Below are 14529 nucleotides of genomic sequence, written 5' to 3'. Positions count from 1 at the left end.
CTGGCCCGGCAAGCGTGTTGTTCACGTTTGCCGGGTCGTTTCAGCAAGGAGAGAACTGCCGTGTATTTTGACGAAAAAGGCGCGGGCAATACCGAACAGTGCGTGGCGTTGGCTCTGAAGACGGCGGCGGAACGAAACATCAGGCACATCGTCGTGGCCAGCGGCAGCGGAGACACCGCCGGACTGTTCATCGGCGCGAAGGGCGCGCATGTCGTGTGCGTGACCAATGCCTATGGCTTCAAGGAACCGGGCAAGACGAAAATGACGGACGCGGCCCGGCAGGAACTTGAGCGCGCGGGCATCCGGGTGCTTGCCGCAACCCATGTGCTCAGCGGCGCGGAGCGGGGCATCAGCAGAAAGCACGGCGGCGTGAGCCCGGTGGAACTGATGGCCGACACCCTGCGCATGCTCGGCCAGGGCGTCAAGGTCTGCGTGGAGATCGCGGTCATGGCCCTGGACGCGGGCCTGATTCCCCACGGTGAGGAAATCCTGGGGGTGGCGGGCAGCGGCCGTGGGGCGGACACCGCCGTCATCATGCACCCGGCGCATGCCAACAATATCCTGGATACGAAGATCAACGAGATAGTCTGCAAGCCGAAAAATTTTTGAGACTCGCGGCATGCTCCCGGAAAAAACAGCTTGGTCGTGCCGGGCAGCGCGGGAGCAAGGCAAAGCGCCCCAGGTCAGCCTGCGGCAAAGTCGCAGGCTGACCTGGGGTTGCGGAATTTTTCCAAAATCAGTTTGCTCCTAAATCCGTAAGAGCGCATTGACGTTTTTGGGCGGAAAGTCTAGACATGCGTATGGGCAAGCCACAGCGGATTCGCGACCCACTGCACAATCTCATTGCTTTTGATGAGAAGCAATTTGATCAGGCGCTCTGGCGCGTCATTCAAACTCCCGACTTTCAGCGCCTGCGACGCATCAAGCAATTGGGCTTTTCCGAGCTTGTCTATCCGGGGGCCACGCATACCCGCTTTTCCCACAGTCTTGGCGTCTACCATATTGCCAAACGCCTGCTGGAAATCATCCGCCAAAAGGATGAAAGCGACTATAATAGTTCCTTCGGCAGATACGCCAAGGCCGCCGCTTTGCTGCACGATATAGGACACGGCCCCTTCAGCCACGCCTTTGAAGATGTGGGGAAGCGGCTGGGATTCAAGCTGGCCAAACATGAAGATGTCAGTGACGCGGTCATTCGCCACCGGCAGATCGCGGCAATCTTGGATGATGAATTCGGCACAGGCTTTAGCGCCAATGTAGCGGATTTGATCAAATCTTCCGGCGCATCGCGCGGCATTTACGGGGCTGTGGTTTCCAGCCAGTTTGACGCCGACCGCCTGGACTATATGCAGCGCGACCGGATCATGACGGGCACTCAGGTAGGCGGCAGCCTTGACTGTACCTGGCTGCTGTCCAATTTAAGAATAGGCGAGGTGGATTGGAGCGCGGACGATTCAAAAGGCGGCAAACGCAAGACCTTTGTGCTCGGCCCCAAAGCGATTCATGCCTCTGAAGCGTATATTATCGGCCTGTTTCAGATGTATCCCACGGTTTATTTTCATAAGGCCACGCGCGGGGCTGAAAAACTTTTTTCGGAATTGCTGGTGCGTGCTTTCAGTTTGGTGCGTGAAGGCGACTGTGCAAAAACCAATCTTCCCTCTCGCCATCCATTGAAACTGTTTGCCGAAGAACCGGAAAAACTGGAACGGGCAATGGCGCTGGACGACAGTGTGGTTATGGGTGCTTTGCCACTGCTGGCCGAAGCAGAAGACAAACTTGTCGCGGACTTTGCCAGGCGCCTGCTGGAGCGTCGGCTTTTCAAATGCATTGACGTGCGTGAGCGGCTGCGTCACGCTCTTGGCAAGAATGAAGATAGCGAACAAAGGCTTGTCATTGCCCAACAGGCCGTCAAAAATCGTCTTGGAGAATGGTCGGCCGAACATAGTCAGGATTTCCCCCGTATTTTACGGGATGAAGGCCGACGTAATCCGTATAAACGCTTTCAGGACGGGCAGAGCTCGTTGCTCGATCAAATCCTGATTCAGGAGCCTTCGGGAGACATTATAGAGATTACGGACTGTTCCGAACTTATTCTCTCTATCCGAACCTTTGAATTCTTTCGTGTTTACGTGGCCTCTGATGATTCGGACGCCAGAAAAGTCGTTGACGACGCCATTGAGGAGCAAAAACATGTGTACGAAGAAAGATGACGTCGAAAAAATTGTGGATATCATCCGCGATGCGGGCGGCAAACTCGTGGGCCGAACGCGTCTGCAAAAGACGGCCTGTTTGCTGGAATTGGCCGGCCACGGCGAAGGTTTTCACTTTGACTACCATCATTATGGCCCCTATTCCGAAGAGCTCGCCCATGCGGCTGTTCTGGCCTCTGCCATGAATCGTATCCATGAAGAAGAGCACAGGGCCGAGTGGGGTGGGAGGTACTCCGTTTATACAAGCTCAGAACACAATGCCACATCAGCTTCCGAGCCTGTGCGCGGTGCGCTCATCCACAAGGCGGCAACAGCCAACGCCATTACGTTGGAACTGGCGACCACCGCAGCCTATCTGGCTCATGAAGGAGAAGACGATCCTTGGGGCGAGACTGCCAGGAGAAAACCCGACAAGGCCGAGGACGGCCGTTTGGAAAATGCCAAACAGCTTTATCAGGAGCTTCGGGGGATTGCTCCCGGTCTGCCGGAAATTTGATCACAACAGGCAGCGGGCAGGCAAAAAGATTCACGGGCAGGAGGCGGCTTCTGTCCGTTTTTTGCAAGTGAGCCCTCCGTCACTGCGCGTGGCGGCGGCTTATATCCCGATGCGGCGGCTCGCCGAACATGCGTTTGTACTCGCGGTTGAACTGGGTGGGGCTTTCATAGCCCACGGCCAGGGCCGCGCCGGTCGCGTTTTCCTGCTGCGTCAGCATCAGGCGCCGCGCTTCGTACAGACGCAACTGCTTGTGATACTGTAGCGGGCTGAGCCCCGTAACTGTCTTAAAATGCCGGTGCAGGCTTGAGACGGACATATTCACCCGCCGGGCCAGATCGTCCATTCGCACGGCTGCGGTCACATTGCGCCGCAGCAGTGAGATGGCCTGCACGATCTGGTTGTTCTGCGTTCCCAGCGTATGCAGTCGCCGCAAAATGCCGCCCTGCGGGCCGGCAAGCAGCAGATAATGCAGCTCGCGCATGATCATGGGCGCGCGCATGGGGATCTGCTCCGGCTTGTCCAAAAGTTTTACCAGGCGCACCGCGCCTTCCAGCAGGTCCGGCTCCGCATCGGCAACCGCCACGCCCAGGCTGTCTTCGCCGGAAGGCGGCAAGTCCTGCTCCATTTCCATAGCCAGATCGGTAATCAGCTGCCTGTCCAGGTAAAAGAAAAGCGCCAGAAAAGGTTTTTCCGGCGTCGGATCAACAACATATGACGTGCTGGGCATGTCCACGCCGGAAACCAGACATTGTTTTGCGGCAATGCTGAATGCGTGCGTGCCGATGACCGTATGCTTGTTGCCCTGCACGAGAATGGAAGCCAGGGGTTTTTCAAAGCAGCGCTCCGAACTGTTGGCGGCTTCGCGACGGACCAGGGTCAGGCCCGCAACGGCGGTCGGCCGGATGGCCGGTTGCTCCAGATGCCGCAGCAGAAGCCGTTTCAGTTCTTCATTGACGGCCGCCGCTTTCTCACGTTCCTGTTTCTCCATAACGATTCCGCCTTTTCGCTTGCCCCCTTCCATTTCCGCATCCCATTCCGCCGAGGAAACCGGTTGTGACTGACATTTTTATAAGAAGGAATTTTTTGACTGTACAGCCTTTTGACATAATCAGGCAATTTTTTGCCGTAATCCGCTCTATGCCGGGGCTTCCGCCGTCACTATAACCGGATCATGTCCCGCAGCCGCCCAATCCGGGGATGAGCAGGGCAGCCGACCCATATCCGCATTGCGGCTCATGAACACAACCGGAGAACGCATGTTTGTGGAATTTCGCAATATTTTTTACGCATCGGGCTTGGCGACCGCGTTGGCGATCTGCGTGCCGCATCCTGTCATTGCGGCCGCGCTGCGGCTTTCCCGGGCGGAACTGCGGGCGTTCGACTCCGCGCTGGCCGCCGTCCCTCTGGAAGGGCATCGCGCCGATCCTTTCACGCAACGTCGGATCGACGCCTGACGGCTGTGCGGGGAAGAGGCCGACGCCCCTCATTTTTTTGAAGGGAGTTCGATGCCGGGAAAGGTCTTGATCACGGCCGCGTCGGCTTCCCGCCCCAGACCGCGCGCCTGGGCCGCCACAAACTGTTGCAGCGCGGCGGCGGCCAAGGGCGCGGGCATGGCTTGCTCACGCGTGGTCTCGCTGACGATGCCCAGATCCTTGACAAAGATGTCCACGGCGCTCAGCGGCGTATAATCGCCGCTGAGCACGTGCTTCATACGGGTTTCAAACATCCAGGAATTGGCGGCGGCGCTGGTGATGACCGCATAGACGTCCTCGGCCGCCAGGCCCATGCGCAGGCCCAGGGCCATGGCTTCGGCGGCCACGGCGATATGCGTTCCGGCCAGCAGCTGATTGACCACCTTCATGGCCGAGCCCTTGCCCGCCTCGTTGCCCAAGCGGTGTACCACGGCGGCCACGGCCTTGAGCCCGGTTTCCGCTCCGGCGAAAGCCTCGGGCCCGCCCGAGGCCATGATGCTCAGTTGCCCGGCGGCGGACTGGGCCGGGCCCCCGGAAACCGGCGCGTCCAGATAGAGCAGGCCGAGTTCGGCCAGGCGACGTTCCATCTCCCGGGCAAAGGCGGGTTTGACCGTGACGCAGTCGATGACCAGGCTGCCCGGTTTCAGGGCCCGCGCCGCCTGCCCCCGGCCGAAGAGCACGTCCTCCACCTGCGCGGCGTTGACCACGGCCAGAAAAAACACATCCGCCGCCTTCGCTGCTTCGGCTGCGTCATGGGTGGTCCGGCCGCCGTCGGCGGCGAAGATTTCCAGAGGCCTGGGGCCGCGGTTGCAGCCGATGGTGTTCAGACCCGCGCGCAGCAGGGATTGCGCCATGCCCAGGCCGATGGCGCCCAAGCCGACGACAGCGTATGTCCGTTGCGGCATAGAATGCTCCTTGTGTCTGAAAAAATGTCTCAGCGCCGGGGCGTCAGGCCGTGGGCGCGAGCCCAGGACAGGCCTTTTGCGGTATCGCCCGCCGGAATATACTCGCAACCCACCACGCCCTGATAGCCCAGCTCGTCCAGCAGGGCGAACAGACAGGGATAGTGGAGCTCGCCCTGATCCGGCTCGTGCCGTTCAGGTACGCCCGCCAGCTGGCAGTGCCCCACAAGCGGGAAAAAACGCCGCAGCCGCCCGGAGACGTTGCCCTGTTCCATCTGGCAGTGAAAAAAGTCAAATTGCAAACGCACGTTGGGCAGGCCCAGCGTTTCGATGCAGGCGGCGGCCTGCTCCTGGGTGCGCAGGAAATAGCCCGGCATGCTGTAGTGGTTGATGGGTTCCAGGCAGAGCTCCAGGCCTTCGTCGGCCAGACGCTGCGCCGCCCGCCGGATGCTCGCCAGATATGTCTGTTCCGGCACGGCATCCGGAACAGCCGGGGGGCGATTCCCCGCCATGACGTGCAGGCGCGGGCAGTTCAGGGCTTTGGCGTACGGCACGGCTTTTTCCACGGCGTCGTCGAATTCCTTTTCCCTGCCCGGCAGGCAGGCCAGGCCGCGCTCCCCGGCGGCCCAGTCGCCGGGCGGCAGATTGAAAAGGGCCTGCCGCAGGCCGTTGCGCTCCAGAGCGCGGGCCAAGGCCTCGGGTGCGAAATCATAGGGGAAAAGAAACTCCACCCACTGAAAGCCCTGATCCGCCGCCGCGCTGAAGCGGTCAGGAAAGGGCAGTTCCGTGAACATCATGGTCAGATTGGCGGCGAAAACAGGCATAATCTCTCCTTGGCGACATGGCGGGCCGGGCCGCTTCATTGACCCGGCTCCCCAAGGGAAATCGGGTTCTTCGCGGACGCGTGCAAGCTATGCGAATTTGATATAGTTGCCGGAGGAATTATCCAGAATTGTGACCTTATCGGCCAGTCTCACAGCCTTGGACAGGTTTTCGAGACTTCGCGAAAAACGTCGTACCACATCCTGAGACGGAACGCCGTGTCCGCCACGGCCCATGCGTGCGGCGACCCGCTCCAAAGCCAAGGCGGGGGAAGCCAGGCGGATATAGACAGGCTCCACTTCATAACCAAGCCGCTTGGCTTCTCCCATCAGCACGAAATCAAAATGTGACGTCAGTGTGGATTCACGAGCAAAGGAGACGCCTTCCTGAAGAAAGAGGCGGCTCATGCGCGCGGCGGCTTTGCCTGCGGCAATGGGTGAAAGCCCTTCCGCCGCAAGTTTATCCGGATCAATGACCAGCAGGTTTTCCCGCATGGCAATGGCTCGGGAAAACGTGCTCTTGCCGGCCCCGTTGGGGCCGCAGATGCACAGCAGCCGGGGCATACGTCATCCTGCCTGCCGGATTTCCGGCAGGTCTGCTGCCTCCATATGTCCGTCAGGATAACGCAGGACATACTGCCCATTGTCGTCAAGATAGTTCAGCGGCACGCCTTTTTTTAATTCCTGCTCAAGGATGATGTGCTGATTTTCCACGGCAATCATGACGATTTCTTCCAGGGTCAGCTGCATGGCGATCTCCTTTGTCGTAGAATACGAAGTGCGTACCGGATGGTCAACAGACCCGTAGATGAACCTGCCTGCTCCCTCCCCACCGCATTTGCCCGCCCGGCGCGAGACGTGTATGCTGCCGCCATGGCAATTTCCCAACGCAACAGCAAGGATGCAAACAGTCGATGAAGCAGGTCGTTATCCATACCGACGGCTCCTGCCTGGGCAATCCCGGCCCCGGCGGCTGGGCCGCCGTGCTCTGTCTGGAAGGCACGGATCACCGCAAGGAACTGGCGGGCGGCTTCCGCCTGACCACCAACAACCGCATGGAGATCACCGGCGTGCTGGAAGCCCTGGCCGCACTCAGGGAGCCCTGCGCGGTGGAGCTTTATACGGATTCGCAATACGTCCGCAATGCGGTGGAAAAAGGCTGGCTCAAGTCCTGGCAGAAGAAAAACTGGGTCAAGGCGGACAAAAAGCCGGTCAAGAACGTGGATCTCTGGCAAAAACTGCTGCCCGAGCTGGGGCGGCATACGGTGCGTCTGCATTGGCTGCGCGGCCATGCGGGCCATGCGGAAAACGAACGCTGCGACGTTCTGGCCCGCACCTACGCGGGGCGGCGGGATCTGCCGCCGGACCCCGGCTTCAGCCCCGAAGACGCCTGAGACCCGTAGCGCCATGCTGCCGAGCCCCGACGCCCCCTTTTCCCTGGCCGCCCTCTGGCACGCCCTGTTCTGGCCCCTGCTGCGCCTTTTGCTGGGGCTGGCCGTGGGTCTGCTTATCGCCAATTTATTGGAGGCGTTGCGCTGGACGCGCTATCTGGCGCGTCTGGCCGCGCCCCTGGCCCGCACGGCCCATCTGCGCGAAGTGGCCGGGGCGTCGTTTTCCCTGGCTTTTGTCTCCCCGGCGGCGGCCAACGGCCTTTTGTCCGACAGCCACGGCGCGGGTGAAATTTCGGGCCGCGAGCTGATGCTGGCGAACCTGTTCAACAGCCTGCCCGCCTATCTGGTACATACGCCCACCATTTTTCTGCTGACCTGGCCGGTGCTGGGCGCGCCCGCCGTGACCTATGTGGGGCTTACCCTGCTGGCCGCCGCCGGGCGCACCGGTTTTACCGTGCTGCTGTCGCGCCGCCTGCTGCCGCCGCCTCCGCCGGGCTGTCTGGTCTGCAAGGCGGACGACGACACGCGCACGGACTGGGGCGCGGCGCTGCGCAAGGCCTGGAAGCGTTTTCTCCGCCGTCTGCCCAAGCTGGTATACTTTACGGTGCCGGTCTATGTGCTGATGTATCTCTTGCAGCTCTATGGTTTTTTCAATCTGGCCGAGGAATGGCTGGCCGCCCATATGGGGTGGCTCTCTTTTCTCAAGCCGCAGGCCATGGGCATCATCGTGCTGCATCTGGCCGCCGAGCTGGGCGCGGCCCTGGGCGCGGCGGGCAGCGTGCTCCAGACCGGGGCGCTTTCGCCGCGCGACGTGGTGCTGGCCCTGATGGTGGGCAACATCCTGTCCACGCCCATGCGCGCCATCCGGCACCAACTGCCGTCCTACACGGGATTTTTCCGCCCGGCCCTGGCCCTGCGCCTGATTCTGGCCAATCAGGGCCTGCGCGCCTTCAGCATGGTGCTGGTGACGCTGCTGTATTATTTCTCGTAAGGAGGAGAGGGCATGACCAAGAGCAAAACCGTGGCGGAGTCACAGGCCGATTTCGGACAGCACATCGTCTGCGCGCAACAGGTCTTCGCGCACTTTGCCGACCGCCTGGGCATCGCGCCGGACGTGGCGCTGCGCACGGCGTCCTGCTTCGGCTCCGGCCTGGGCCGGGCGGATGTCTGCGGTTGCGTGACGGGCGCGCTCATGGTTCTGGGCCTGGCCCACGGTCACGGCGGCGCGTGCTCGCGCGCCGAGCAGCGGAGTCTGTACGCCCGGCGGGACGCCTTTACCGCCGCCTTTGCCGAGGCCCATAACGGCCTGCTTTGCCGGGAGATTCTGGGCTATGACCTCACCATTCCCGAGCAGCGCGCCCTGATTGTGGAAAAAGGCCTTTTCGCCTCGGTCTGCGCGCCTCTGGTCTGTGCCGCCTGCGATATGCTTGAGGATTTGCTGTGAGCGTAGCGCGGGCCTTGGCGGACATGGCCCTGCGGCGCTGCCTGCGCGGCGAGGCTCTGGAGCGGGAGGCCCTGCTGGAACTGCTGGCCGTGCCTCCGGCCTCGGATGAGGCCCTGTATCTGCGCCATGCCGCGCACAAGGCCGCCCTGGCTCTGGATGGGGGCCGCGCGTACCTCTGGGGCGCGCTGGGCCTGGACTATACGCCCTGCCCCATGAACTGCGCCTTCTGTTCCCTGGGGGAAGCCTGGAGGCTTATCGACGCGCCGCACAGTTACACGGAGGCGGAGGTCATCTCCCACGCGCGGGCCTATGTTGAAGCGGGCGCGCGTTTCGTCGTGCTGCGCACCACTCAGTTCTACGGCCTGGACGCGCTCTGCGGCATGCTGGCCGCCATCCGCAAGGCCGTGCCCGGCGGCTATGAGATCATTCTGAACACCGGCGAGTTTGACGCGGACGCGGCTTTGGCCGTGCGCCGGGCCGGTGGTTCGGGCGTTTATCACACCATCCGCGTGCGCGAGGGGCGGGATACGGCCTTTGACCCGGATGTGCGCGAAGCCGCCATGCTGGCGGCGGTTCGCGCGGGCCTGCGTTTGGTGGCCCTGGTGGAGCCGGTGGGCCCGGAACACGCGGATCAGGAACTGGCGGACTGTTTTTTGCGGATCATGACCACGGGAGCGAGCATTTCCGGCGTTATGGCCCGAGTGCCCGTGCCGGGCACGCCCCTGGGCGACCAGCCGCCCTTGAGCCCGGCGCGTCTGGCTCAGCTGGCCGCGATTTTCCGCCTAGCCGGGGGCGGGCGTCTGGCCGGAGTCTGCGCGCATCCGGCCGCTCTGGAAAATATGACCGCCGGAGCCAATATCGTGGTGGTGGAAAAAGGAGCCATTCCGCGCGACAGCGCACCGTCCGAGCGGGACTGGCAGGCCTTTTCCGCCGCCGGGGCCGTGCGGCTGCTTCGGCGTGCCGGATATGCGGTCCGTGACGGCGACGGGCGGGAGATTGAGGATAACCTTTGCATGCGGAACGGAGAAACATCCATGACGGCAACCGAAGCGGAAAACCACATCCAGATCGTCAGGCCGGAGCACGGCGGCGCGCGCGTCATCGTGCTTGTGCAGCCCGAGGAACGCCGCCTTTCCCTGCCCAGACCCAAAACAGCTCGCCAGTTGCTGGAAGCTCTGGGCCTGGCCGAGGAAACCGCCCTGGTGGCCCGTCAGGGCGAACTGCTCACCCCGGACCGCCGTATCTGGCCGGACGACGAGTTGCTGGTACGCAAGGTGGTTTCGTCGGGGTAAGGCACTCTCCTCCAAAAAATGCTAACAGGCAGGCGTGGGCGTATCCCATGGCCTGCCTGTTAGTATCCGCTGCCGTCGGCTTCCGGCCGGACTTCCGGCGCGGGGCGTCCATGCGGAACGCTAGGCGTTTTTCAGAAAGCGCGTCCAGTCGGCCAGAGCCTGCATCAGCGCGGCTACCTGCTTGACCAGCCCCTCGTCAACGAGATCGCCGTCGGCGTCAAAAGCCGGAGAAAAGGCGTTGGAAAAGAATTCCGGCTTGTTCAGCAGAAGCAGGTTCAGATATACGCAGGTCTGGCGCATCTGGTACTGGCTGCGCGCCGTGCCCATGCCGCCGCCCGCTCCCAGCAGGCAGGCGGGCTTGCCGTTGAGCGGGGCCAGATTTGGCTCGCGCGAGAGCCAGTCCAGCGCGTTTTTCAGGGCCGGGGCCATGGAATAATTGTATTCCGGGCAGGCCAGCACCAGGGCGTCGGCGGCGGTCACCTGGGCGACCAGATCTTTGACGGCTTGGGGTTTTTCTATATCTTCATTATAAAAGGGCAGGGCGGAAATATCCGCGATTTCCATGCGCACGCCTTCCGGCAGGTGCGCGGCGCAACAGCGCAGCAGGCCTTTGTTGCGTGAGGCGCGGCGCAGACTGCCCGTCATGCCCACAAACGTAAGCGTATCCATCGTGTACTCCTGGGGATATATGGTCTGCGGTTCGCTTGTGCCCGGCCCCGAGCCTGAGCCCGCGATCCGCGTTGTGTATGCAGCGTACACGATTTTTGCGGGAAAGCCCACTGCCGGTTCCCGCCGCAATCCCGCAATGCCGCAAGCGGCCGCACGAAGAAGGGCGGCGTCCCTCGGCAGCGGGACTCAGGCCTGGCGGGCCTTATCCCTGGTTCTGCTCTCGAATTTTTCCTTGTTGACCACCACCCGTTCGTGCACGCCTTCGCCGATGAGCCCGGCCTCGTCATAAGCCGCCACATTGAAGGTCAGTCCCTTGCCGTTGGGCGAGATGGCGGCCAGTTCCGTGACGAAGCGGACCTTCATGCCGCAGGGCGTGGCCGCAAGATGCGCGACATCGACGCGCGTGCCCACCGTGGTCTGGCCTTCCTCCAGCGCGTCCTGCACCGAGGCCACGGCTGTGCCTTCCATGCCCGCAATCATCATGGCCGTGGAATACACCATCACCAGGCCGCTGCCCACCTCGCTGGCCAGAAGCTCCTTGCCGACCACTGTTTCCGACTGGCCTTTCAGCCCCACTTGCAATGCTGTTTTCATCTATCTACCTCATATCAGATTAAAAACTGTTCAGATATGTCTTGTCCGGGGGGCGGCCTTCATGTCAAGAGTAAAGGCGTGGATTCAAGCCCGGCGCGCGGAAACGCCCGCGCGGGCAAGCCGCTTGAAACCAATGCCTGATGTGAAAAACCAGGCGCGCAAGACTCTACAGGTTTTGCGGCGGCGCAACCGCCGAGAGTCAGCGAAAATCACGTTTTTTCGCTGACGATCCTGTGAAAATTGAGAGCATGGCTATGCTCGAAATTTTTGCAATCAGACACCGGAAACAGGAGTCAGTATGGCGCGCCGCGCGTCCACGCATTTTTCCTACGAGCAACGCATCAACAAAATTCTGAACGCCGTTTCAGCTGATCCGGCGCGCGTTTTTTCCCTGGAAGAGCTGGCCGGGATTGCCTGCCTCTCGCCCTTCCATCTACATCGGGTATTCAGCGCCATGACCGGCGAAACCCTGGCGGCCTGTATCCGTCGGCTGCGCCTGGAAACAGCCGCCAATCTGCTGCGTTTTTCCTCAAGCCTGAACATCACGGCCGTTGCCCTGGCCTGCGGCTTTTCCTCCTCCCAGAATTTCGCCCGCGTGTTCCGAGAATGGATGGGCATGAGCCCCGGCGCGTTCCGCGCGGCCTGTGGGCAGGGGACGCCGCCCGTGCCGCCGGGCCAAAAGCGCAAGCCGGGAAACGCGCGCCCCTATGATCTGACGTATACCACGGACCAGGCGGGCGCTGCGGCCCGCGTGCAGCTTGAACCCAACCTGGCCGTACTGGCCAAAGGAGAGGACATGAAAGTGGATGTGAAACAATTGCCGGAATACCGCGTGGCCTATGTGCGGCAGATCGGCCCGTACGGCCCGGCCCTGGCTCAGGCTTGGGAAAGGATCATGGCGTGGGCCGGAAAAAACGGCCTGCCGGGACCGGACACGGCGGCACTGGGCGTCAGTTGGGACAATCCCTCTTTGACCCCGCCCGAGCGCTGCCGCTATGACGCCTGCGTGGTGCTGCCCCAAGGCTTCGCGGCGGACGAGCAGGCCCTGGCGCAGGAGGGCATTTGCCTGCAAAGCCTGCCCGCCGGGCTGTATGCCTGCTACCGGCGGCCCATCCGCATGGATGAGTATACGGCGGCCTGGAATGAACTGATCGGCGTCTGGTTGCCGCAGAGCGGCTATGAAGTCACAGGGCCGGGCTTTGAATACTATCATCCGCCTCTGGTCTGCAGCGAAGATCCCGACTTGGCTTGTGACGTGAGCATCTGTCTTATGGTGCGGCGGCAGGACTGACGCTTCGCGCAAGGAAGCAGGGGGAAATACTGTCATAACAAGCCCCGGTCACGATTTTCGTCGCGACCGGGGCTTGTTATACCCTGGCGGTGGGGACATCCCGGCTGCCGCGCGACTGGTCCCTTTTTGCCGGGGGAGCGGGCAGGCTTCCTTCATTCCTCTCCCCACTGAAAATGCTGTATTGCATCCGGCCTGCCGCTTAAACTCCGGTAGCGGGCACTCTCTCGATCTGTGCAACCGGGCCGCTCGTAGTCCAGGTGGATGTGGTGCCCCGTCGAACGGGCCGGGCGCTGTCAATCAGAATCTTTAAGTTAGCATCTTGGAAGGTGGGGGATTGGGGATAAAGAGCCGCCGCGGAGTTGAAGAAAACGTGTAAAACTCAGTCAGGCCGATGAGGAAACGTGTCGGCCTGTTTGTTTATGGGAAACAGCGCGCTCATCAAACAAGTCTTTAATCGTCACTCTGTATATAATTTGATAATGATATTGCTATATATTGTATATTTTTTATTTATTTTTTATTGAATTTATTTCTTGCAATTTTTTGCTAAAAATATCAAAAAATATTCCAACATCAATACCTGTGGCTGCAACAATCTTTGTTGCATTAATAACGCCGGGAATTTGTATCCCTTTTTCTACTCTTTGCAGGCTTCTATGGTCATATTTTGCTATAGAAGAAATGTAATTTTGTGATAAATTTGTTATAGATCTGCATTTAAATAAAAGTATTCCAAAAAATTTAGTCTCATCTGATGGGAGAGAAGTGGAATTTAATTCTTTTTTAAATTCATCTTGAGACAAGACAGGAATTTTTGAAGATTCAATAGATTGCAATAATTGTGATGATAAAGAAGTAAAAAAAGATTGTATATCGGCATTTGCGGCAAGAAGCATCTTTACTGCAATAATAACATTAGGTTCTTGATTTCCGGCTTCTACTTGATTCACATTGCTCAGATGGGTTCCCGCCCTGACGGAAATCTCCCACTGTGACAACGTGGTTTGAGAACGAACTGCCTGAAAAAGGCTGCCGAATATGCATGATTCCTTGCCCATGTCATAGCAAATGCCCCAAAGCCTGAAATCATACTAGATGGTTGAAAGCATACTTGGTATTTACCCAATATGGGATAAAAAAAATCCTAACCACTCAAAGAACTGCCCCGGTGGCATTTCGACTGCGGCAACGAGCTTCACCGCAGTCGTTACCTTCGGCTCTTGTTCTCCTTTCTCAACGCGCTGCAAGCTTCTTAAGTCGTAATGAATGCTGTTTGCTATAGTCTTCTGGGACAGTCCCTTTTGGGTTCGACAGTAGCGCAGTAAGCCCCCATATCCGGTAATTTCAACGGATTCAGAAGAATAAGAAGTTTTGCCTTTTTCCAGTTCTTCCATGAAAGAATTTGTTCGTACCGCATGAGAATACAAACCCATTCTTTCAGCTAATTCTGAAAAAAAAGAATTCAAATCCGCGCCGCATGCACTGACAAGCCGCATCGCCACAAGGATGCGCGGCTCCTGATGGCCTGCTTCAATTTGGTGGACACTACTGAGATGAATTCCGGCCTTAACTGAAGCATTCCATTGAGAAAGTTCGCTGTTTCTCCGGACTTCTCGAAATAACCGGCCAAAAATACATACTTTTTTACCCATTAAAAATTATTGCCAGAAAATACTGAATCAAGCTAGACGGTCTAAATCATACTTTGAATTAACCCAAAAATGTTATATTTTTTGAAACAAGGGCGATCATACAAATTCTATTCGCGGGGAGTATGAAATGGATCATATCTATGAAAAAACGATAGAGCGGATTAAGGCTGTAACCCGCACCCGCACCCAAAACGACCTGGCTGAAATCCTTGCGATCAGGCAATCGAGCATTGCCGACGCCAAAAGACGGCAATCCGTGCCGGGGGCCTGGTATATGACGCTCTTTGAAAAGCTG

18 protein-coding genes and 1 pseudogene are annotated in these 14529 nt (G+C 59.5%); 10 read left to right on the top strand and 9 right to left on the bottom strand.

The window, feature by feature from the left end:
- Window positions 1-60: 60 nt before the first annotated feature.
- From KH208_RS01795 to KH208_RS01785, 3 genes are all read left to right on the top strand, one after another.
- Window positions 61-609, top strand: a complete 549-nt coding sequence (locus KH208_RS01795) for a pyruvate kinase alpha/beta domain-containing protein (protein WP_291433289.1) — start codon at window positions 61-63, stop codon at window positions 607-609.
- Between the two features lie 185 nt (window positions 610-794).
- Window positions 795-2210, top strand: a complete 1416-nt coding sequence (locus KH208_RS01790) for an HD domain-containing protein (protein ID WP_291433287.1) — start codon at window positions 795-797, stop codon at window positions 2208-2210.
- The gene (locus KH208_RS01785) at window positions 2191-2706 is read left to right on the top strand and encodes a hypothetical protein (RefSeq protein ID WP_291433285.1); all 516 of its coding nucleotides are present in this window, start codon (window positions 2191-2193) and stop codon (window positions 2704-2706) included. Before KH208_RS01790 ends, KH208_RS01785 begins: the two co-directional genes overlap by 20 nt.
- A 79-nt stretch (window positions 2707-2785) precedes the next feature.
- Here KH208_RS01785 and KH208_RS01780 read toward each other — a convergent pair whose 3' ends face one another.
- Window positions 2786-3694, bottom strand: coding sequence for an AraC family transcriptional regulator (locus KH208_RS01780; protein ID WP_291433283.1), 909 nt, complete (start codon window positions 3692-3694; stop codon window positions 2786-2788).
- 268 nt (window positions 3695-3962) lie between these two features.
- Between KH208_RS01780 and KH208_RS01775 the strand changes: the two genes are divergently transcribed.
- On the top strand, window positions 3963-4160 hold the full coding sequence (locus KH208_RS01775) for a hypothetical protein (RefSeq protein WP_291433281.1): 198 nt from the start codon (window positions 3963-3965) through the stop codon (window positions 4158-4160).
- A gap of 29 nt (window positions 4161-4189) precedes the next feature.
- Here KH208_RS01775 and ltnD read toward each other — a convergent pair whose 3' ends face one another.
- From ltnD to KH208_RS01755, 4 genes are all read right to left on the bottom strand, one after another.
- Window positions 4190-5083 (bottom strand): L-threonate dehydrogenase, encoded by an 894-nt coding sequence (gene ltnD, locus KH208_RS01770; protein WP_291433279.1) that lies wholly within the window; start codon window positions 5081-5083, stop codon window positions 4190-4192.
- Between the two features lie 29 nt (window positions 5084-5112).
- Entirely contained in the window at window positions 5113-5904 is a 792-nt protein-coding gene (otnI, locus tag KH208_RS01765) for a 2-oxo-tetronate isomerase (RefSeq protein ID WP_291433277.1), read from the bottom strand.
- Between the two features lie 87 nt (window positions 5905-5991).
- Complete coding sequence (locus tag KH208_RS01760; protein WP_367114932.1) at window positions 5992-6396, bottom strand: hypothetical protein; 405 nt, start codon at window positions 6394-6396, stop codon at window positions 5992-5994.
- Window positions 6397-6468: 72 nt separating this feature from the next.
- Complete coding sequence (locus KH208_RS01755) at window positions 6469-6651, bottom strand: hypothetical protein (RefSeq protein ID WP_009303380.1); 183 nt, start codon at window positions 6649-6651, stop codon at window positions 6469-6471.
- 164 nt (window positions 6652-6815) lie between these two features.
- On the opposite strand from KH208_RS01755, the gene rnhA reads away from it, so the two are divergent.
- Genes rnhA through KH208_RS01735 form a run of 4 tightly spaced genes read left to right on the top strand, consistent with a single transcriptional unit; the run spans window position 6816 to window position 10028 of the window.
- Window positions 6816-7295: a ribonuclease HI gene (rnhA, locus tag KH208_RS01750; RefSeq protein WP_291433272.1), complete on the top strand. Its 480-nt coding sequence runs from the start codon at window positions 6816-6818 to the stop codon at window positions 7293-7295.
- 13 nt (window positions 7296-7308) lie between these two features.
- A complete protein-coding gene (locus KH208_RS01745) occupies window positions 7309-8283 on the top strand; it encodes a hypothetical protein (protein WP_291433270.1) in 975 nt (324 codons plus the stop codon).
- Between the two features lie 12 nt (window positions 8284-8295).
- Window positions 8296-8736, top strand: coding sequence for a C-GCAxxG-C-C family protein (locus KH208_RS01740; protein WP_291433268.1), 441 nt, complete (start codon window positions 8296-8298; stop codon window positions 8734-8736).
- On the top strand, window positions 8733-10028 hold the full coding sequence (locus KH208_RS01735; protein ID WP_291433266.1) for a hypothetical protein: 1296 nt from the start codon (window positions 8733-8735) through the stop codon (window positions 10026-10028). The genes KH208_RS01740 and KH208_RS01735 overlap by 4 nt, the downstream gene beginning before the upstream one ends.
- A 120-nt stretch (window positions 10029-10148) precedes the next feature.
- On the opposite strand, the gene KH208_RS01730 is transcribed toward KH208_RS01735, so the two are convergent.
- Together KH208_RS01730 and KH208_RS01725 are read right to left on the bottom strand one after the other, a co-directional pair.
- On the bottom strand, window positions 10149-10697 hold the full coding sequence (locus tag KH208_RS01730; protein WP_291433264.1) for an NADPH-dependent FMN reductase: 549 nt from the start codon (window positions 10695-10697) through the stop codon (window positions 10149-10151).
- A 186-nt stretch (window positions 10698-10883) separates the two neighbouring features.
- Window positions 10884-11291 (bottom strand): thioesterase, encoded by a 408-nt coding sequence (locus KH208_RS01725; protein WP_291433263.1) that lies wholly within the window; start codon window positions 11289-11291, stop codon window positions 10884-10886.
- 298 nt (window positions 11292-11589) lie between these two features.
- Between KH208_RS01725 and KH208_RS01720 the strand changes: the two genes are divergently transcribed.
- Window positions 11590-12582: a GyrI-like domain-containing protein gene (locus KH208_RS01720; RefSeq protein ID WP_291433262.1), complete on the top strand. Its 993-nt coding sequence runs from the start codon at window positions 11590-11592 to the stop codon at window positions 12580-12582.
- 506 nt (window positions 12583-13088) lie between these two features.
- On the opposite strand, the gene KH208_RS01715 is transcribed toward KH208_RS01720, so the two are convergent.
- Window positions 13089-13640 carry a DNA-binding protein gene (locus KH208_RS01715; protein ID WP_291433261.1) on the bottom strand — a complete coding sequence of 184 codons (552 nt, stop codon included), beginning with the start codon at window positions 13638-13640 and terminating at the stop codon, window positions 13089-13091.
- A gap of 60 nt (window positions 13641-13700) precedes the next feature.
- Complete coding sequence (locus KH208_RS01710) at window positions 13701-14234, bottom strand: helix-turn-helix transcriptional regulator (RefSeq protein ID WP_291433259.1); 534 nt, start codon at window positions 14232-14234, stop codon at window positions 13701-13703.
- A gap of 127 nt (window positions 14235-14361) precedes the next feature.
- Here KH208_RS01710 and KH208_RS01705 point away from each other — a divergent pair.
- Window positions 14362-14529: pseudogene (locus KH208_RS01705) on the top strand (helix-turn-helix domain-containing protein); the annotation flags it as partial.

This window comes from Desulfovibrio sp. (genome assembly GCF_018379785.1).
Classification (GTDB): domain Bacteria; phylum Desulfobacterota; class Desulfovibrionia; order Desulfovibrionales; family Desulfovibrionaceae; genus Desulfovibrio.
This window is presented reverse-complemented; position numbering and strand designations above follow the sequence as displayed.

What these genes read in the sequence shown, in the direction of transcription:
- KH208_RS01790 (WP_291433287.1), top strand. Translation starts at nt 795, where the DNA reads ATGCGTATGGGCAAGCCACAGCGGATTCGCGACCCACTGCACAATCTC.
- KH208_RS01785 (WP_291433285.1), top strand. Translation starts at nt 2,191, where the DNA reads ATGTGTACGAAGAAAGATGACGTCGAAAAAATTGTGGATATCATCCGC.
- KH208_RS01780 (WP_291433283.1), bottom strand. Translation starts at nt 3,694, where the DNA reads ATGGAGAAACAGGAACGTGAGAAAGCGGCGGCCGTCAATGAAGAACTG.
- KH208_RS01775 (WP_291433281.1), top strand. Translation starts at nt 3,963, where the DNA reads ATGTTTGTGGAATTTCGCAATATTTTTTACGCATCGGGCTTGGCGACC.
- ltnD (WP_291433279.1), bottom strand. Translation starts at nt 5,083, where the DNA reads ATGCCGCAACGGACATACGCTGTCGTCGGCTTGGGCGCCATCGGCCTG.
- otnI (WP_291433277.1), bottom strand. Translation starts at nt 5,904, where the DNA reads ATGCCTGTTTTCGCCGCCAATCTGACCATGATGTTCACGGAACTGCCC.
- KH208_RS01760 (WP_367114932.1), bottom strand. Translation starts at nt 6,396, where the DNA reads ATGCGGGAAAACCTGCTGGTCATTGATCCGGATAAACTTGCGGCGGAA.
- KH208_RS01755 (WP_009303380.1), bottom strand. Translation starts at nt 6,651, where the DNA reads ATGCAGCTGACCCTGGAAGAAATCGTCATGATTGCCGTGGAAAATCAG.
- rnhA (WP_291433272.1), top strand. Translation starts at nt 6,816, where the DNA reads ATGAAGCAGGTCGTTATCCATACCGACGGCTCCTGCCTGGGCAATCCC.
- KH208_RS01745 (WP_291433270.1), top strand. Translation starts at nt 7,309, where the DNA reads ATGCTGCCGAGCCCCGACGCCCCCTTTTCCCTGGCCGCCCTCTGGCAC.
- KH208_RS01740 (WP_291433268.1), top strand. Translation starts at nt 8,296, where the DNA reads ATGACCAAGAGCAAAACCGTGGCGGAGTCACAGGCCGATTTCGGACAG.
- KH208_RS01730 (WP_291433264.1), bottom strand. Translation starts at nt 10,697, where the DNA reads ATGGATACGCTTACGTTTGTGGGCATGACGGGCAGTCTGCGCCGCGCC.
- KH208_RS01725 (WP_291433263.1), bottom strand. Translation starts at nt 11,291, where the DNA reads ATGAAAACAGCATTGCAAGTGGGGCTGAAAGGCCAGTCGGAAACAGTG.
- KH208_RS01720 (WP_291433262.1), top strand. Translation starts at nt 11,590, where the DNA reads ATGGCGCGCCGCGCGTCCACGCATTTTTCCTACGAGCAACGCATCAAC.
- KH208_RS01715 (WP_291433261.1), bottom strand. Translation starts at nt 13,640, where the DNA reads ATGGGCAAGGAATCATGCATATTCGGCAGCCTTTTTCAGGCAGTTCGT.
- KH208_RS01710 (WP_291433259.1), bottom strand. Translation starts at nt 14,234, where the DNA reads ATGGGTAAAAAAGTATGTATTTTTGGCCGGTTATTTCGAGAAGTCCGG.